The organism is Micromonospora sp. NPDC049175 (assembly GCF_043197345.1).
Classification (GTDB): Bacteria; Actinomycetota; Actinomycetes; order Mycobacteriales; family Micromonosporaceae; genus Micromonospora.
The window spans coordinates 395619-412951 of the sequence record NZ_JBICSY010000004.1 but is presented as its reverse complement, the minus strand read 5'-3'; the positions used below and the strand labels follow the sequence as shown (position 1 = coordinate 412951).

General features: G+C 70.8%; 16 protein-coding genes. 6 read left to right on the top strand and 10 right to left on the bottom strand.

The window, feature by feature from the left end; genetic code table 11:
• Window positions 1-37: 37 nt before the first annotated feature.
• From trpA to ACGFH8_RS18935, 3 genes are all read right to left on the bottom strand, one after another.
• Window positions 38-823: a tryptophan synthase subunit alpha gene (gene trpA / locus ACGFH8_RS18945; protein ID WP_393368486.1), complete on the bottom strand. Its 786-nt coding sequence runs from the start codon at window positions 821-823 to the stop codon at window positions 38-40.
• Window positions 820-2022 (bottom strand): tryptophan synthase subunit beta, encoded by a 1203-nt coding sequence (gene trpB / locus ACGFH8_RS18940; RefSeq protein WP_393368484.1) that lies wholly within the window; start codon window positions 2020-2022, stop codon window positions 820-822. Before trpB ends, trpA begins: the two co-directional genes overlap by 4 nt.
• Window positions 2023-2153: 131 nt before the next feature.
• Window positions 2154-2951, bottom strand: a complete 798-nt coding sequence (locus tag ACGFH8_RS18935) for a GntR family transcriptional regulator (RefSeq protein ID WP_393368482.1) — start codon at window positions 2949-2951, stop codon at window positions 2154-2156.
• A 290-nt stretch (window positions 2952-3241) separates the two neighbouring features.
• Here ACGFH8_RS18935 and ACGFH8_RS18930 point away from each other — a divergent pair, with 290 nt between their 5' ends.
• A complete protein-coding gene (locus tag ACGFH8_RS18930) occupies window positions 3242-3664 on the top strand; it encodes a hypothetical protein (RefSeq protein WP_393368481.1) in 423 nt (140 codons plus the stop codon).
• A gap of 130 nt (window positions 3665-3794) precedes the next feature.
• Here the strand turns inward: ACGFH8_RS18930 and ACGFH8_RS18925 are convergent, their stop codons facing one another.
• From ACGFH8_RS18925 to ACGFH8_RS18915, 3 genes are all read right to left on the bottom strand, one after another.
• On the bottom strand, window positions 3795-4790 hold the full coding sequence (locus ACGFH8_RS18925) for a hypothetical protein (protein ID WP_393368479.1): 996 nt from the start codon (window positions 4788-4790) through the stop codon (window positions 3795-3797).
• A 102-nt stretch (window positions 4791-4892) separates the two neighbouring features.
• On the bottom strand, window positions 4893-5780 hold the full coding sequence (locus ACGFH8_RS18920; RefSeq protein ID WP_393368477.1) for a helix-turn-helix transcriptional regulator: 888 nt from the start codon (window positions 5778-5780) through the stop codon (window positions 4893-4895).
• A gap of 315 nt (window positions 5781-6095) precedes the next feature.
• Window positions 6096-6761 carry a GAD-like domain-containing protein gene (locus ACGFH8_RS18915; protein WP_393368475.1) on the bottom strand — a complete coding sequence of 222 codons (666 nt, stop codon included), beginning with the start codon at window positions 6759-6761 and terminating at the stop codon, window positions 6096-6098.
• Window positions 6762-6878: 117 nt separating this feature from the next.
• Here ACGFH8_RS18915 and ACGFH8_RS18910 point away from each other — a divergent pair, with 117 nt between their 5' ends.
• The 4 genes from ACGFH8_RS18910 to ACGFH8_RS18895 all read left to right on the top strand — a co-directional run bounded on the left by ACGFH8_RS18910 (window position 6879) and on the right by ACGFH8_RS18895 (window position 12063).
• Window positions 6879-8450, top strand: coding sequence for a mucoidy inhibitor MuiA family protein (locus tag ACGFH8_RS18910; RefSeq protein WP_393368473.1), 1572 nt, complete (start codon window positions 6879-6881; stop codon window positions 8448-8450).
• Window positions 8451-8538: 88 nt separating this feature from the next.
• Window positions 8539-8994: a MaoC family dehydratase gene (locus ACGFH8_RS18905; protein ID WP_393368471.1), complete on the top strand. Its 456-nt coding sequence runs from the start codon at window positions 8539-8541 to the stop codon at window positions 8992-8994.
• 222 nt (window positions 8995-9216) lie between these two features.
• Entirely contained in the window at window positions 9217-10923 is a 1707-nt protein-coding gene (locus ACGFH8_RS18900) for a hypothetical protein (protein ID WP_393369105.1), read from the top strand.
• 30 nt (window positions 10924-10953) lie between these two features.
• Window positions 10954-12063, top strand: a complete 1110-nt coding sequence (locus ACGFH8_RS18895; protein WP_393368470.1) for a glycosyltransferase family 2 protein — start codon at window positions 10954-10956, stop codon at window positions 12061-12063.
• Window positions 12064-12208: 145 nt separating this feature from the next.
• Here the strand turns inward: ACGFH8_RS18895 and ACGFH8_RS18890 are convergent, their stop codons facing one another.
• On the bottom strand, window positions 12209-12592 hold the full coding sequence (locus ACGFH8_RS18890; protein WP_393369103.1) for a hypothetical protein: 384 nt from the start codon (window positions 12590-12592) through the stop codon (window positions 12209-12211).
• A 319-nt stretch (window positions 12593-12911) separates the two neighbouring features.
• On the opposite strand from ACGFH8_RS18890, the gene ACGFH8_RS18885 reads away from it, so the two are divergent.
• Window positions 12912-13976 carry an SMP-30/gluconolactonase/LRE family protein gene (locus tag ACGFH8_RS18885; protein ID WP_393368468.1) on the top strand — a complete coding sequence of 355 codons (1065 nt, stop codon included), beginning with the start codon at window positions 12912-12914 and terminating at the stop codon, window positions 13974-13976.
• A gap of 72 nt (window positions 13977-14048) precedes the next feature.
• Here ACGFH8_RS18885 and ACGFH8_RS18880 read toward each other — a convergent pair whose 3' ends face one another.
• The 3 genes from ACGFH8_RS18880 to ACGFH8_RS18870 form a co-directional block, all read right to left on the bottom strand.
• Window positions 14049-14948: an S-4TM family putative pore-forming effector gene (locus tag ACGFH8_RS18880; protein ID WP_393368467.1), complete on the bottom strand. Its 900-nt coding sequence runs from the start codon at window positions 14946-14948 to the stop codon at window positions 14049-14051.
• A gap of 261 nt (window positions 14949-15209) precedes the next feature.
• On the bottom strand, window positions 15210-16664 hold the full coding sequence (locus ACGFH8_RS18875; RefSeq protein WP_393368465.1) for a hypothetical protein: 1455 nt from the start codon (window positions 16662-16664) through the stop codon (window positions 15210-15212).
• A 329-nt stretch (window positions 16665-16993) separates the two neighbouring features.
• Window positions 16994-17224, bottom strand: a complete 231-nt coding sequence (locus ACGFH8_RS18870; RefSeq protein WP_393368464.1) for a hypothetical protein — start codon at window positions 17222-17224, stop codon at window positions 16994-16996.
• Between the last annotated feature and the right edge of the window lie 109 nt (window positions 17225-17333).

Here is a 17333-nt window from a genome sequence, read left to right as displayed (position 1 = left end):
CTGCCGTCGGACCCGGTGAGTCGCTCCGCCGCAGTGGTCAGCCGTTGGCGGTCGCGTCCAGCGCCGTCCGAAGCTGCGCCAGGAAATCACCAAGTTCCGCCGCCGAGGCCCCGTCGAGCACGCGACGCATGAGCGCCGAGCCCACCGCGACCCCGTCGGCGTAAGCGACGGCCTCGGCGGCCTGCTGCGGACCGGAGATCCCGAAGCCGAGGACCACGGGCAGATCCGTGACCTGTCGCAGCGATGTCACCAACCGCTCGCCGGCCTGGCCCAACGTGGACTGCTCGCCGGTGGTCGCCATGACGCTTACCGCGTAGACGAAGCCCCGGCTGCGCGTGGCGATCTCGTCAAGGCGCTGCGGCACGGTCGCCGGGGAGGCGAGCAGCGCGAGGTCGAGCATGCTGCCCGCCGCCGCCGTGGAGACCGGCTCGATCTCGTCGACCGGCAGGTCCGGCACGATCAGACCGTCCACCCCGGCGTCGGCGAGCGCCGCGCAGAACCGGTCGGCCCCGCCGTGCAGGACCAGGTTGGCGTACGTGAACGCGATCAACGGCACGGGCAGTGCGAGTCGGGTGACCTCGTCGAGGATCTGCCGGGTGGTGACGCCCCGGAGCAGGGCCCGGTGCGACGACTCCTGCACGACGGGTCCGTCCAGGATGGGGTCGGAGAACGGGAGGCCAACCTCGATGGCGTCGGCGCCCGCGTCCACGGCGGCCCGCAACAGGTCGGTCCAGTTGTCGGTGACACCGCCCGTCAGGTACGGCACGAGCAGCTTGCGGCCGGCGGCCTTGGCGGCGCGGGCCCGGATCTCCAGTGCGTTCACGACAGCTCCATCAGGGTCGCCATGTCCTTGTCGCCCCGCCCGGAGAGGGTGAGCAGCACCGTCGCACCCGGGGGGATCGTGCCGTCACCGGCGGCACGGATCACCCAGGCGACCGCGTGGGCGGATTCCAGCGCACAGAGGATGCCCTCCGCACGGGCCAGCCGGTGGGTGGCGGCGAGCACCTCGGCGTCGTCCACCGTCACGTAGGTGGCGCGACCCGACTCGGCCAGGTACGCGTGCTCCGGCCCCACGCCCGGGTAGTCCAGACCGGCGGCGATCGAGTGGGCCTCACTGATCTGCCCGTGCTCGTCCTGGAGCACCAGGGAGCGGAAGCCGTGCAACACGCCGGGGGTGCCGGCGCTGACCGCGGCGCCACCGGCCGCCTCGACACCGACCAGCCGGGCCGGCGTGTCGATGAAGCCGGCGAACGTGCCGGCCGCGTTGGACCCGCCGCCGACGCAGGCCACGACGTAGTCGGGGGTGCTGGTGACGAGGTCGGCCGCGCACTGCGCGCGGGCCTCGTCACCGATCACCCGCTGGAACTGGCGGACCATCCAGGGGTACGGGTGTGGGCCCATCGTCGAGCCGAAGCAGTAGTAGGTGTCGTCGACGGAGGTGACCCAGTGGCGCAGGGCCTCGCTGCAGGAGTCCTTGAGGGTGCGGCTGCCGGAGGTCACGGGCACCACCTCGGCGCCCAGCATCTTCATCCGGAAGACGTTGAGCTGCTGCCGTTCGATGTCCTTCGCGCCCATCAGGACGGTCGTGGGCATGCCGAACAGGGCACCGGCGGTGGCGGTTGCCACGCCGTGCTGGCCCGCGCCGGTCTCGGCGATCAGTCGCCGCTTGCCCATCCGCCGGGCCAGCAGCGCCTGCCCCAACACATTGTTGATCTTGTGGGAGCCGGTGTGGGTGAGGTCCTCCCGCTTGAGCATCAGGTTGACGCCCAGCTCCGCGGAGAGGCGCAGCGCGGGTGTCAGCGGCGTCGGCCGGCCCACGTAGACGGAGAGCAGGTGGTTCAACTCGCCGCGGAACAGCGGATCCGCCCAGGCCTCGGTGAAGGCCCGCTCGACCTCGACACAGGCCGGAACGAGCGACTCCGGCACGAAGCGTCCGCCGTAGTCACCGAACCTGCCGAGCCCCGAGGGTCGACGGGGGTCGACCTGGGCTGCTGGGCGGGCGGAGCGTAGGAGCTGATCCACGGCACATCCCCTCACAGTTCTAGAACGATGAGGTCTTTATAGCAGGGCGACCGACCAGTGTTCTAGATCTGTCGGTAAATAGTTCTAGAACAGTTGAGGCGAGCGTGCGGCGGCTCCCGCCACCCCACCCGTCAGCCCGGTCCGGGGCCGGTGGCTCCGGGCAGCCCGGCGCCATCACCGACCGCGTAGCTGATCTGATTGCCGCCGACCTCGCGAATGTTCCTGATCACGACGCTGTCTCCCGCGAGGATGGCGACGTCGACGACAAGCGTGCGCCGGTCGGCGTCGCGGGTGATCCGCTCGCTGCGCATCGCCGGCACGCCTTCGGGCAGCCCGAGCAGATCACCGATGCGTTCGGGCATGAGCACCGGCGAGATCGTCTCCTCGGCCTGCACGGCCGCCGCGCCGGCCCGCTCGGCGAGCACGGCGTACAGCTCGTTCTTCTCGAAGTCGACGCCCTGGAGCAGGTCGCCGAAGGGCTGCGGAACATAGGACACCTGATGGATCAGCGGAGCGCCCCGGACGACCCGGACCCGCTCCAGCGTGAGCACCCTGTCGCCCACGGCGATCCCCAACCGCGCGGCGAGTTCGTCGGGCACCGCGACGACGTCGCGGGCCAGCACCCGGGTCAGCACCTCGATGCCGTGCGCACGCAGGTCGTCGGCGAGGCTGCGCAGGTTGCCCATCGAGTACGGGACCGGCATCGCCCGGACGTAGGTGCCCTTACCGGGAAGCTGATCCACCACTCCCCGGTCGCACAGCTCGTCCAGTGCCTGGCGCAGCGTCATGAGGCTGACGCCGTACTGCTCGCTCAGGTGTCGCTGGCCGGGCAGCGCGTCACCGGGGGCGAACTCCCCCCTGCTGATCCGCTTGATCAGGTCGTCGCGGATGACCATGTACTTCGGAGTCCTGCCCGGAATGACGCGCATGCACTACCCAGCCCTGAGTCGCAACGGAGCGGGCCGCGCCGCCTGACGCGTGCGGCGCGCCACCTCCCTCTTCCGGGTGCCAGGGTATGGCCGAGGCCCGGCGCCGCCTACGCACGGGTCGCACGGCGCGGGCGGTTCGCCGGGTGGCCGACCTGCCCGCCGAGCAGCGATGGAGCGCGGTCGCACCCGCAGCCCCCTCGACTTGCCACGGCCCATCACTTTACAGCCGTTAGCTAAGCGCGTAAGTTAACGGATGTAAGTTCTATTCGTATCGCAGAGATGGGGTTCTCATGACCACCGCGACCGCCTTGCGCACCGACACCACCGCCCCCTCCGCCGACCGCATCGGTCGTGGACTCGCCGCCGTCGCCGCCCTCGCCACCCTCGGGGCGTTCGTCAACGGCGTCCTGCTGACCCTCGACGCGCCCGACGACCGCCTGTTCATCGAAGGCTGGCGAGTCTCCAGCTTCGCCATCTTCGCCGGGCTCTTCGCCCTGCTCGCGATCAGGCCGCGCCAGTCGGCGGGCGTCTGGGAGATCCTGCTCGCCGGTAAGACCGCCCTCGTGGTGTTCGGCCTGGCGATCGGCGACGTTGCCGAGGCACGCCTGTCGGCCTTCATCGACATCGGGCTGGTCGCCGTCGTCGCCGCGGCCTACGTGCTCTGCCGCGGCTGGCTGGCCTGGCGCACCGCGACCACCAACCCGACCCGATGACGGGAAAGCCCCGACGCACGAGCGCCCGCCGCCGTCGTACGACGGCGGCGGGAAACCCGCGTGTTCAGTACCGGGGAAACCGACCCCACTGCGTGACCTAGAGCAAGGGGATCTCCTGAAAGGTGACGGGTCAGCGGCGCGGCAGGGTGGCCAGCGCCAGGTTGGGGTCGGCGCCCGTGGTGTACGCGGCACTGAGCACGTAGAGGGTGCGGCCCCACACGGCCACCGAGGTCGGATTCTGCAATCCGTCGGCACCGCTCATCAGCGTTCGGGAACGGCCCGCGGCGTCGATGCTCACGAGCGTGTTCGGCCCGTTGAGCGCGGCGACGACCTGGTGGTCACCGGCGCCCACGAAGGCGAAGTCGTCGATGCCGACGAGGCCGGTCGCCACCACCCGGACGGGTCCGGGACGGCTGTGCCGCAGCGGGATGCGCAGCAACGTTCCCTGGTCGAGGTTCGTCGCCCAGATCGCGTCGGGGCGTACCTTGATGCCGTTGGCGCCGAGGAAACCCGTCGAGGCGAGCTCCGACGCCGAGGACCACACCTCGGCGTGGCCGCCCCGCAGGGGGACTGTCGAGATCGTGCCCAGCACCGAGTCGGTGACGTAGAACCTTCTCGCCACCGCGTCGAACGCCAGGCCGTTGGGCAGTCCGGCAGCCGGCAGGGCGGCGACGCGCTGCGGAACCCGGCCCGGACGCAGCCGGTAGAGGCCGGTGGTGGCGGCGTCGCCGCTGGCGTAGAGGACGTAGAGCGTCCCGTCGGCCATCCGGACGATGCCGGTGGTCAGCGCGAACCCGAGCACCGGCGTGTTCACGCCGCCGTCGGCCGGCGCGGGCAGGGTCGCCAGGATCCGCGTCGCACCGGACGGGGTGACGGCGGCGACCTGCCGGGCGGCCGCGAAGGTGACGTACGCCGTGCCGTCCGGGCCCATCGCGATGTTCTCCGGCATCTGCCCGTTCGCCAGATCGAAGTGGACCGCGATCCGCGAGGGCAGCGGCGCGGTCGACGGTCCGACGGCGCTTGCCCGTGCGGTACCCGCCTGAGCGACGCTCGACGGCGCAACCGTCACGACGCTGACGCCGGCCGCCGCGAGGGCCACTGCGAGGGTCATCATTCTCTTGCGCATTTCTGTTCCTTCCGGAAAGCCGTGTTATTGCGGCTGATGAGGGCGCGAAGGGTCCGGCGCTCCTTGCGGAGCACCTCGTCTTCGAGTCGTTGGGAAAGGGCGCTATTCGCGCATGGCCGGCTGCTGCCGAGTGCCGGCGCGGGAGGTGACAGCACCGTGCAGGAGCAACGTCATCGCGGCGTGCGACGCCGAGCCGGGTTCGGTGGTGGCGACGACGACCGTCTGACCGTCCTCGGTCCGCAGGGCCTGCTGGGTCACGGTCATCGTGCCGACGAGCGGATGGCGCATCTCGTACGCGCTGCCACCGCCGGCCTTGACCCGGTGGTCGGCCCACATGGCGCCGAACTCCGGACTCCGCACCGTCAACTCCCCCACGAGCGCCGCCAGCGACGGGTCGTTCGGGTGCTGCCCGGAGACCATCCGCAGCGTCGCCACCACGGCGCGGGCCTTGGCGGGCCAGTCCACGTACAGGTCACGTGTGTGCGCGTCCAGGAAGACCAGCCGCGCCATGTTCGGGCCCTGGTCCGGCCGCTCGGGGAGCGTGGCGTCCAGGTGGCCGGCGAACAGGGCGTGGCCTCCGACGTTCCAGGCCAGCACGTCGGCACGACGACCGAGCACCACCACGGGTACGTCACCGAGCGTCGCCACGAGCTGGCGTACCGCCGGGCTCACCCGCTCCGGCGGCGGACGCCGGACGGCGGGCCGACGCCGGGTCCCGGCCGCGAGCTCGGTCAGGTGGCGACGTTCCGCCTCGTCGAGCTGTAGGGCCCGAGCGAGCGCCTCCAGGACCTCGGGTGAGGCGTTGACGGCCTGACCCTGCTCCAGGCGCGAATAGTACGAGGCGCTCACTCCGGCCAGGAGGGCCAGTTCCTCCCGGCGCAGCCCTCGGACGCGCCGCCGGTCGCCGTAGGTCACCACGCCGGCGTCCTCCGGCCTCAGCTGGGAGCGTCGGGCCTGGAGGAAATCGCCGAGCTGTCCTCTCGCGTTCATGACTCGAAGTATTGCGACCTCTCCCGGCGGCAACCACATCCTGCCAGGGTTAGGCACCTCAGCACCCTGCTCCGTCCAAGTCAGGTACGGCGAGCTGGTCAAACCTGACCCGCGCACTCCTCGGCGCGTCGTCCCCACTGGTCCGCACCCGCAGAGTGGCTGTCGGGCCGGGGGTGTCCTCGACGATGACCACCTCCGTCGCACCGGCCGGCAGGTCGGCCGGCCATCCCGCGTCGTCGGTCGGCTCACTGGTCAGCAGGCGCGCGGCACGCCCGTCGAGGCCCGTGTCGGTGGCCCGCACTCGCCGCCACACCGTCATCGGTCCAGCCACAGGTGCAGAAGATCTTCGTTGTCCATGACGCGACGCTCGGAGAGCTCGGCGAGCAGCTCCAGATGGACGGGTCCGGCGCAGATCTCCGCCCGGTCGGGGCGCAGCGCCCCGCCGAGACCCAGGGCCGGGACGAAGCCGTAGACGGTGTCGGGGCCGACCGGGCCACGCAGTGCGAGGACCCGGTCGAACAACGGTTCTCCATCGGCGCCGCACAGGTCGACACTGCGGCGGTCCTGGCACATCAGCAGCGCGTAGAGCCGGTCGTCGCGGCGATCGTCCGACATCTCGCCGGCCGACCGATCCGTATGGATCACCCACCCGTGCTGCGCGCTTATCGACAACCGCGCACCCGTCCGCTGCCCCCACACCTGCAGATCGCCGAACGCGCTGCGGCTCACCGCGATCCATCGTTCTTCGCTCGGTAGGACAAGGCCGTTCGTCCACGCGTCGACCGCCGGCTGCCACACCTCGGGATCACACAACCAGAACAGCCCGTCGCCGAAGCCGGCGAATCCGTACCTACGCCAACACGCCAGCAGCAGATCCGGCACCGCGCCCGCGAACTGAGCCAGCCGCTCGGCGCGGACCGGAGCCGACCAGGTTGGCGGCCCCCAGATCTCCGCCAATTCCGCCACGTCATCACGCACCACCGGTTCACCTCCCCCTCGTCTCGCGGATCAGGCGCCCGCCCGGCCGAGCGTACGGGCGGTCGGGGCGACGGATGGATGGCCGGGTGGTGGTGCGCGCGCCTGGATTACCCTCGCGCCGTGGAGAGCACAGAGATTGACGCGCCCATCGTCGGTGTCACCGTCTACCCGGACCGGGCCCGGGTCACCCGCCGGGGCAGCCCTCGGCTGACCGCCGGCGAGCACCGCGTCCGCATCGCGCCACTCCCACTCGGCCTGCGGCGCGACTCCATTCGGGTCGGTGGTCGGGGCGCGGCCACGGTCCTCGGGGTGGACGTGACCACCTGGCGGCAGGCCCGCAGCGCCGACCCGCAGATCGTCGACCTCGAACAGCGACGCCGCGAGCTGGTCGACGAGCTGGCCGAGGTCTCGGACGCGGACGAAATCGAGGAACAGCGCGGGGAGTTCCTCACCCGGTTGGCCGAGCGAGCCGGTGGCACGTACGCCCGCGCGTTGGCCTCCGGTGACGCGGCGCCGACCGACGTGGCGGCCTTCAGCGACTCGGTGGCCGGTCAGCTCGCCGAGTCACGCGGCCGGCGGCGCGGGCTGTCGCGGCGGCGCACCGAGTTGGCCGCGCAGGTGGCCGCGGTCGAGCGCGACCTGAACGCCGCGCGGGGCAAGCGGACGCCGGACCGGTTGGCCGCCGAGGTGACGGTCTCGGTGGCGGCCGACGACGCGGAGGTGGAACTGGAGTTGACCTATCTGGTCGACGGCGCGGTGTGGCAGCCCTCCTACGACCTGCGGCTGGTCGAGGACACGATCACCGTCACCTGGTTCGGGTTGGTCAGCCAGAACACCGGGGAGGACTGGCCGGAGTGCGAGCTCCAACTCTCGACCGCCCGGCCTGCCGCGACGACAGCCGTACCCGAATTGTCGCCCTGGTATCTCGACCGGCTTCGACCGATGCCGGTCGCGGGCGCGGCGGCGGCCATGCCGGTCGGGATGCCGCCACCGGCACCGGGCGGCGCGCTCGCCCGGTCCGCGGCGGCGCCCCGGCCCCGGTTGCAGGAGAGCGTCGCCCAGGTCGAGCAGGGCGTCAGCGCCGCCACCTATCGGCCGGCCCGGCCGGCGGCGGTGCCGGCCGACGGCAGCGCGCACCGCGCCACAATCGCCGTGCTGGAGGTGCCGGCCCGACTGGACCACGTGACCGTGCCGGTCCGCGCCGCGGAGGCGCACCTGCGTGCCACGGTACGCAACACGTCGGAGCACACGATGCTGCCCGGTCCGGCGGCGGTGTTCCACGGCGCCGACTTCGTCGCGGCCATCGGGCTGCCGATGTGGGCGCCGGGCGAGGAGATCGAGCTGGGGCTCGGCGTCGACGACCGGCTGCGGGTGGAGCGGAAGCTGCACCGGCGCTCGGAGACCAGGGCCGCGCTCGGGTCGACGCGGCGGCGGGAGATGGACTACCGGATCACCGTCGCCAACCACACGCCGCGGACGGCGACGATCGAGGTACGCGACCAGGTGCCGGTGTCCCGCGACGAGGCGGTGGTGGTGCGGGAGACGAACCTGGCACCGCCTCCGGCGGAGCGTACGGAGCTGGGAGAGCTGGCCTGGCGGCTGTCGCTCGCGCCGGGCGACAGCGGTGAGATCGCGATCGGCTTCCGGGTGGAGCTCGCCAAGGGGGTGGAGCTGACCGGCTGGCGGGAGTAGGCGGAGACCGGCGAGGCCGCCACCCGGACCTCGTCACCAGGACCGGCAGGGTTGCGCACCGACCGTAGTTGCCGGCAGGGTGGGCGCGGTGAGCCGCTACGACACCATCGACGCCCTGCTGGAGCACACCGGCCAGCAGCTCGGCACCACCGGATGGCACCTCGTCGACCAGGCCCGGATCAACGCGTTCGCCGACGCGACAGGCGATCACCAGTGGATCCACGTCGACGAGAAGCGGGCGGCGGCGGAAAGTCCGTTCGGGACCACGGTCGCGCACGGCATGCTCACGCTCTCGCTCTGCGCCACCTTCCTGTCCGAGCTGGTCGAGGTCGACGGCGTCCGCCTGGTCATCAACGCCGGCCTGAACAAGGTGCGCATGCGCGCCCCGGTCCCGGCCGGCGCTCGGGTGCGCGGCGTCGCGACCCTCCTGGAGGCCCGCCGGATGGCCGCCGCGTGCCGGGTCGTGGTGCAGGTGCGGGTGGAGATCGAGGGCGAGACCAAGCCGGCCTGCGTGGCCGACTGGGTCCTCGTGTTCAATGAGTGACCACCGCGTCACCACGCCGTACGGCTCCCGCCCGCGACACGGCGCGGACCCATGCGTCGGACAGCATGGACAAGGTTCCCACCATCGGACAGGATCTATCGCGTGAATACCCGGTCCACCGGCGCCGCAGCAACCGCCGAGAACACGAGCCCCGAACAGACGTCCGACGACCGGACGCCGAGCCGGTGGGATCGGTGGCGCTGGGCCCGCCCCGAGTGGACGTTGGCGGCACTGGGCAGCCTGCTGCTGTCGGTGGTGCTGACCTGGCCGACGCTGCGGCATCCGGCGAGCACGATCCCCAACGACCTCGGTGACCCGACGTTGCAGGCGTGGCAGGTCGCCTGGGCGGGGCACGCGCTCTTCAGCAGTCCGGCCGACCTCTGGAACTCGAACACGTTCTTCCCGGAGAAATACACGTTCGCCTACAGCGACACCCTGCTCGGGTACGCCCCGATCGGGATGATCGGTTCCGGCTTCGAGGCGGCCGTGATCCGGTACAACGTGCTCTACGTGCTGCTGCACGCGCTCGCGGCCTTCGGGGCGTACGTGCTGGCGCGGCAGCTCGGCGCCAACCGGTGGGGCGGGGCGGTCGCCGGGATCGCGTGGGCGTTCGCCCCCTGGCGGTTGGCGCACGCCGGCCACCTCAACATCCTGTCCAGTGGGGGCATCGCGCTGTGCCTGGCGATGCTGGCCCGTGGGCATGGCTGGTCGCTGCGCCACGGCTACCGGCCCGAGCGTCGGCGACCCGGCTGGGCGTTGGCCGGGTGGCTCGTGGCCGCCTGGCAGATCACGCTCGGCTTCGGCATCGGGCTGCCACTTGTCTATTTCCTGCTGGCCGCGGTGCTGGTGGCGGCCGGCTGCTACGGCTGGTCCTGGTGGCGTAAGCGGGAGCGCCCGCCGTTCGGTCGGCGGTTGTTGCTCGCGGATCTGGCCGGCGGCGGCGTGTTCGGCGCGGCGACGGTGCTGCTCGGTCTGGTCTACCTGCGCGTCGTCGACCTCAACCCGCAGGCCGAACGGGGGTTGGAGTGGACGAAGATGTTCTCTCCCCCGCTCATCGGGTTCGTGACCGCACCCGCCGACTCGTGGCTGTGGGGTGAGCGGCACGCCGCCGCCCGCGAACAGCTGTCCTGGCCGCCGGAGATGGCGCTGCTGCCGGGGATAACGCTCATCGCGCTGGCCGCGGCGGGCCTGTTCATCTCGGCGTACCCGGCTCGACACCGGATCGCGCTGGGCCTCGGTGTGCTCGGCACGGTGCTGTTGGGCCTGGGCTCGACCCTCGGTGGTGACGGAGACCCGGGTTACCTGACCCTGTCCACCTCCCTGCCGGGCTGGGACGCCCTGCGCACACCGGGCCGGATGATGCACTGGACCAGCCTGTTGCTGGCGCTGCTGGCCGCCGGAGCGGTGACGGCGCTGGCCGAATCACCGGGCCAGACCTCGACATCGACTGGTGAGACCTCGACATCACCGGGTCAGTTCTCGGCCCGCCGCTGGACGCGGGTGCTCATGCCGCTGGTCCTGCTGGTGCCGCTGGCCCTGGTCACCCTGGAGGGCGTCAACCGGACACCCCACCCGACGGTGACTCCGCCACCGGCCGCGATGCGGGCCGCGAAGGACCCGATCCTGGTGCTGCCCGCAGGCAGCGTGGGCGACCTGGCGTACATGTTGTGGACGACCGATGGCTTCCCCCGGATCACCAACGGGTTGGCCGGGTTCGAGCCGGTCAGCCAGGCGAACACCCGGATCGCGGTGGCGTCGTTCCCCGACGCGGGCAGCGTGGCGTACCTGCGTGGGATCGGCGTGCGGTCGGTGGTCGCCGTGCCGGACCGCACGGCGGGGACACCGTGGGAGGGCATCGCGACCCGGCCCATCGACGGGTTGGGCATCACTCGGGAGGATCTCGATGGCACGCTGCTCTACCGGCTCTGATCGGGAGTGCGCCGCGGACACCGGCGGCGGATGCCCGAACACCGGTCGGGCGGGGTGAGCAGGGTGCGACTGTCCATCGTGGTGCCCTGCTTCAACGAGGAATCGTCGGTGGAGCGCCTGCACGAGACCCTCACGGCCACGCTCGCCGACCTGACCGACCTCGATGTCGAGGTGGTGTACGTCGACGATGGCAGCGAGGACGGCACCCTCGAGGCGCTGCGCCGCCTCGCCGCCGCCGACCCCACGGTCTGCTACACGTCGCTGAGCCGCAACTTCGGCAAGGAGGCGGCGATGCTCGCCGGCCTGCAGCGGGCCACCGGCGACGCGGTCGTCATCATGGACGCCGACCTGCAACACCCGCCACGGTTGTTGCCCGAGATGGTGGCCCTCTACCGGCAGGGCTTCGACCAGGTGATCGCCCGCCGAGACCGGCGGGGTGACCGGTTCGTCCGCATGGTCGCCTCGCGGTCCTTCTACCGGATGATCAACTGGTGGATCGACGTACGCCTGCAGGACGGGGCGGGCGACTTCCGGCTGCTGTCCCGGCTCGCGGTGGACGCGATCCTGTCGATGCCGGAATACAACAGGTTCTCCAAGGGGCTGTTCTCCTGGATCGGCTTCCGCACGGTGGTGGTGGCCCACCGCAACGAGACCCGGCAGACGGGGCGGAGCAGGTGGACGTTCGGCAAGCTGTTCAACTACGCGTTCGACGGCCTGCTGTCGTTCAACAACCGGCCCCTGCGCCTGGCGATCTACGGCGGCATGTTCCTCACCCTCATCGCGCTTGTCTACATGGCCTGGGTGGTGGCGGACGCCGTCGAGAAGGGCATCGACGTTCCCGGCTACACCACGATCATCGTCAGCGTGATCGGGCTCGGCGGCATCCAGATGACCATCCTGGGTGTGATCGGGGAGTACATCGGCCGGATCTACTACGAGACGAAGCGCCGACCGCACTATCTGGTGCAGGAGACCGAACGCGTGGTCGCCGAGACCGGCGAGTCGCCGCGGATGCCGTCGCAGCCCGCGCCGCGGTCGACCGACCGGGGTCAGCAGGCGGTGCCGGGCCGGGAGGACCCGTTCCGCCGGCCCTCCCAGCGGCCGGCCACCGGAGAGGCCACGACCGGCGACGCCAGCTAATCCGTCGATGTCACCCGGCCGCCCTCGACGAGGCCGTCCAATCCGCCCGGATCACGCGGCACCTGTGCCGGTGCGACGGTCCGGGGAGGCAGCCGATGGCTGATGACGGGCCGACGGCGGTCCGCCTGTCGTGCGGGCGGCCCGGTCAGCCGTCCGGGGTGAAGAGCCCCTGGATGCCGACGACGATCGCGATGAGACCGAAGATCGCGAGCAGGAGGCGGACCCCGGTGGCCCCGGTCGCCTGCTCGCCGCGTGGCGCCGGTCGTCCGGTCAGCCGCTCCCACAGCAGGGCGAGCCCGACGCCGATGCCCACCACCTCGAAGTGGAACACCCGGGGCCCGGACACCAGGTGGACGATGAGGTAGTAGCCGCCGGTCACGAGCGCCACGATGCCGACCACCCACGCGATCGGGGCGGCCCGACCGGCGAGGCGGCCCAGGTCGTCGCCGACGCGCGGCAGCAGCCGCAGCACAGCGACGGCGAGCAGGAAACCGCCGACGATGTTGGCGAGGTCGAGCAGCAAAGCCATGATCACGATAGGTCTCCGTCGATCGAGGGATCAGCGGATGGGAGCGTACCCACGGGGGCGGGGCGTTGAAACGATCCGGGCCCCGGGAGGATCCACTGTGGTACGACCGGGAAATATTCGCCCGACGCTTACGCATTGACCAGCGTCTTAGTGATTCACGGCGAATTAACCGGCACGAAACCGATGCGACTCGCTGGTTCGTCACTTAGGCTGCCTGGTGACACTTCGACGGCCGCACCGTCAACGTGCCGGTCACCCGCGTCCTCGCACACCGCCTACCGCCGGTCCACGCAACGGCCGACGCCGATTGGAGCATTCGATGACCTGGCGTCCCACAATTGCCGCACTCGCCGGACTGTGCCTCGCGGTCGGCGCCGCGCCGTTCGCCACAGGTGCCGCCGCCACGCCCTCGACAGCCGCGGACACCGCCCATGTTAGCGCTCACGCCGCGCTCGCCGGTCCGCCCGGCGCACCGCCCGGGGTCTGCCCGGAGGGGGTGGGATACGGATCACCGCTGCCGGCAAGCTCACTGTCGGCCACGAGGATCCAGGGTGGTTTCTCGTTCCTCGAAGGGCCGGTCTGGGTTGCCGACGGCGGCTACCTGCTGATGTCCGACATGGCCGCCGGCACCGGGCCGTACAACGTCCAGCCGTCGACGATCCGCCGGTTCACGCCGCCGTCGACGTTCGACACGTTCATCCCCAACGCCGGCAGCAACGGCCTGGCCCTCAGCGCCGACGCCCAGCAGCTCATCGCGGCCACCCACGACCAGCGGAGCGTGTCCGCGTACCGGCTGAGCGACAGGTCCCGCAGCACCGTCGCGGCGAACTACCAGGGCCGGGCGTTCAACTCGCCGAACGACGTCGCGGTCCGGTCCGACGGCGTCGTCTACTTCACCGACCCCAACTTCCAGCGCGGCAACCGCTCCGACCAGATGAACGGCCGCACAAGTGTCTTCCGTGTCTCCGGCGGTCAGGTGTCGCTCGTCGACGACCGGTTGCGCCAGCCCAACGGCATCTCGCTCTCACCCGACGGGACCACGCTGTACGTGGGCGCCTACTCCGAGAACAAGATCTACAAGTACGCCGTCGCGCCCGACGGCAGCACCAGCGCCCGCAGTGTCTTCGTGAACTACGTCGGCGGTCCGGACGGCGGGACGATCGACTGCGCCGGCAACGTCTACTGGACGTCGGGATATGACGGCCAGGTCCACGTCTACTCCCCCACCGGCACGCAGCTCGGCACGATCCGGGCCGGCAACTCCGGCACCACGAACGTGGCCTTCGGCGGCGCCGACCGGCAGACGCTCTACATCACCTCCGGCCAGCGCAACGACTCCGGCCTGTACAGCGTGCGACTCAACGTCCCCGGATACCCGTACTGACGGTCGTCGCGGGCGCGAGCCGACCCCACCCCGTCGGCCCGCGCCCGATCGGGAGACGCACGCGCGCTCGCACTAGGAATTGACACCCACCCGCTGTTCGAGCACCTGCATCTTGTACCGGAAGTCGGTCAGATCATCGTCGTGGAAGAGGCGGAAGAACCACTGCGGCATCCGCGGCTGCTGCCGGCGGGCGACGAACAGCACATCCTGCACCTGCCTGGCGAACACGGCGAACGCCTGGTCGTCCGCGATCACGTGCGACGGCTCCTCGGTGACCGCGCGCACCAGGCCAAGCACCCGGGTGCGGTCCCGGGTGGTCAGGATCTGGGCGCGGGCCATGTCCGAACAGGACAGCAGCAGACCCAGTGACGGCACGAACCACACGCCGACCAGGCTGCCGACCGTACTCTCGGTCACCAGGCCCACGGCCACACCCACCACACACCAGACCGCGATGACACCGAGCAGCACGGCGGCGAAGCGTCGCCGGACCCGCGAGCCCCACGCCAGGTTCTGCTCCAGACAGAAGAGCACGTCGTACGGAGCGGCGACGGTCGCGACCAGGTAGTAGTCCCGCAAGCGCGCGTCGTCGCCGCGGAAGCGCCGGCTGAGGCGGCTCAGCTCGTCCTCGGACAGTCGCTCACCGACCAGGACCGCGTTCCACGGCAGGCCGAACAGGTCGGTGTCCAGCATCTCCTGCAAGGTCGCGCTGATGCGCAGGTGACGACCGATCAGGGGAGCCAGGACGATCGCGTAGACGCCGGCCCAGAGCGCACCGATGACCGAGACAGCGGGTTGCAGCGGGGGTTGCGCCACCTTGGCCACGACGCCGAGGCTCGCCACCACCAGTGACATCGAGAGACTGACCGCCTGGGCGCGTTGCGTGTAGCGGTGCGCCACCGCGATGGCCCGGAAGAGCACCAGGGAACGGTCGTCGTTCTGCAACTGGTTGATCCGCCGCGTGTCTGCCAATGGAACCTCCGAGCGCCCAGCGGTCCACCCCTACCCCCGATGGTGGCACGATCAGCGATCGAGGCGCTACCGTCCGTTTGATCGGCGACTCCGGCCGAACCTCACGTCGTCGCGTGCTGTCGGACCCGGCCGTTCACCGCTGGAACGGAACACGCATCCGGTCCCGCACGAGCCCGATCCTGTGATCGAACCCGGGCGGGACCGGATGCGGCGTACCGCTGTCGGTGCCTGTTGCCCTCGACGAGCCGGGCGACCAGATGGTCAGCCGAAGCAGTCGGGGACGGGCGGCGCGCTGGGGGTGCAGTTGGTGGGCCGGTTCTCGCTGATGACCGACTTCTCATCCACGGTGACCTGACCGCCCTCGTTGAAGATCCCGCCCGGCGCCAGGGCCGAGACGTTCTCCGTCACCGTGGACTCGTGGAGGTTGACGGTGCCACCGTTGTAGATCCCGCCGCCTCGCGAGTTCGTGCCGACGGCCTTGTTCCGGTTGATGTGGGTGTGCCGCAGCACGACGATGCCGCTGCCGACGTAGACGCCGCCACCGTGCTCGATGGTGCTGAACGTGCTCGCGGCGTTCTCGCTGATCTGGGTGTCCTCGGCCACGAACCGGCCGATCTGGTTGAAGATCCCGCCGCCGCGTTGGCCGGCGCTGTTCCGGCTGATCTTGCTGTGCTCCAGGTGGAAGACGCCGTCGCTGAAGATTCCGCCACCCTCGCTGCCTGTCGCGTTCTCGCTGACCTCGATGTTCCTGGCCGTGGTGGTGGCGTTGATTCCACTGCGGATGCCACCGCCCCGGAAACCGGAGGTGTTGTGGTGCACGCGCACGTTGTCGAGCACGGCGACGCTGGAGTTGGACAGCCCGCCACCCGTGCCACCGATCGGCAGGACGGTGACAACCCCGATCGTGTTGTTGTCGCTGAGTCTGGTGTTCTGCACGGTGAGGTTGCCGTTGTTGTAGACGCCGCCGCCGTCGTACAGGGCGGCGTTGTCACTGATCTTGCTCTCGTCGTCCCCGTGCTTGTCCCGGTCCTTGCCGTCCCGGTCCTTGCCGTCCCGGTCCTTGCCCGCGCCGTGATCGCTCCGGCCGAGGATCCTGGTGTCACCGTGGTTGGAGATTCCGCCGCCCGAGCCGTTGGTCCGGTTGAAGACCACGTCGGTGTTCTCGATGGTGGCCCTGCCGCCGACGTCGATCCGGATGCCACCTCCGCCGCCGCCGATCCCACTCGTGTCCTGACCGCCCTTGATGGTCACGTCGCGGAGGTTCAGGTCGCCGCCGGCTCCCACCTCGAGAATCCGGAACGGCGCGGCGTTGGCCGCGCGGACGATTGTGGCGCCGTTCCCGTCGATCGTGACCCGCTGCGTGATGATCGGCAGGCCGATGGGACCGTGCGGCACGGGTGGTTGGGGTGCGGACGCGTTGAGCGTGTACGTGCACTTCCCGGCGAGTTTGAGTGTCGCCCCGTGGCCGGCGTTCGCGCGGACCAGCGCCGCGATCAGCTCGTTGGCGCCACACGGTACGTCCGTGAAGTCCTCGCCCCGGCGCTCGTCGTCCTTGTGGTCCGTGCCGCCCCGGTCCTGGCCTCTGTTGTCGTCGCCGGTCACCCGGCTGGCGCTCCCGGCGAGGACCTGCTCCCCGGCGTTCACAAGTCTGCCGCCGTTCGCTGCGACCGCTCCGGTCACCCCTGCCGGCGCGCCGACGGCGGCCAGCCCCGCCACCCCGGCCACTCCGGCGACGAGCCAACGTGCCCGCCGCCTCCTCGGGGGAGGCGATTGATCTGCCGCTACCTGGCTGACGTTCGGGTGTCGATGGTTGGACATCGAGCTACCTAGCCCTTCTCCCTACACCATGTCTCCGCACGTAACAATCCGTGCAGACAGCGACAAATCGGTTGCCGCTACTCGACATGAACGTAGTGGAGCAAGACTCGCATTAACCGGTCTTATGCGAAGAAGTCCTACATTAGGTACAGATGCCCCCAGCACTCCGGCGCTGCCACCGCGCCCGCCCGGGGAGCCGTCTGCTGACGACGGGCTCCGCCGACGGGTCAGCCGCTTCGCCGGTTACCCCACTGCCGCGGGCTCTGGACCGAGCCCCGACCGCCGAAGTGCTGACCCTTCCCATGCGGTTGGGGTGAGGCGACCTTGCCCTTCGCGCGTCGGGCAGCCCGATTCGCGGGAGCGGCAGGCTGGTCGGCCTCGGCCTCGGCAGTGGTTTCGGCCGTGGTCTCGGCATCCGCCTGGTGGTCGTCGTGCGCGGGCAGCTCAGGCTCCGGCATCGGTATCTCCCTGGAACTGGGGCGCCCTGTCGGCCATCGAAGGCCGGCGGACGCGGATTGCTCGACCCCGGTGTGGGCGCCTGGAGAGTATCGCAACGCCGAGCCCCGA

Excerpts from the sequence above, each read along its gene's own strand:
- ACGFH8_RS18885 (WP_393368468.1), top strand. The coding sequence starts at position 12,912 with ATGACCTGGCGTCCCACAATTGCCGCACTCGCCGGACTGTGCCTCGCG.
- ACGFH8_RS18920 (WP_393368477.1), bottom strand. The coding sequence starts at position 5,780 with ATGAACGCGAGAGGACAGCTCGGCGATTTCCTCCAGGCCCGACGCTCC.
- ACGFH8_RS18935 (WP_393368482.1), bottom strand. The coding sequence starts at position 2,951 with ATGCGCGTCATTCCGGGCAGGACTCCGAAGTACATGGTCATCCGCGAC.
- ACGFH8_RS18925 (WP_393368479.1), bottom strand. The coding sequence starts at position 4,790 with ATGCGCAAGAGAATGATGACCCTCGCAGTGGCCCTCGCGGCGGCCGGC.
- ACGFH8_RS18930 (WP_393368481.1), top strand. The coding sequence starts at position 3,242 with ATGACCACCGCGACCGCCTTGCGCACCGACACCACCGCCCCCTCCGCC.
- ACGFH8_RS18890 (WP_393369103.1), bottom strand. The coding sequence starts at position 12,592 with ATGGCTTTGCTGCTCGACCTCGCCAACATCGTCGGCGGTTTCCTGCTC.
- ACGFH8_RS18870 (WP_393368464.1), bottom strand. The coding sequence starts at position 17,224 with ATGCCGGAGCCTGAGCTGCCCGCGCACGACGACCACCAGGCGGATGCC.
- ACGFH8_RS18895 (WP_393368470.1), top strand. The coding sequence starts at position 10,954 with ATGCCCGAACACCGGTCGGGCGGGGTGAGCAGGGTGCGACTGTCCATC.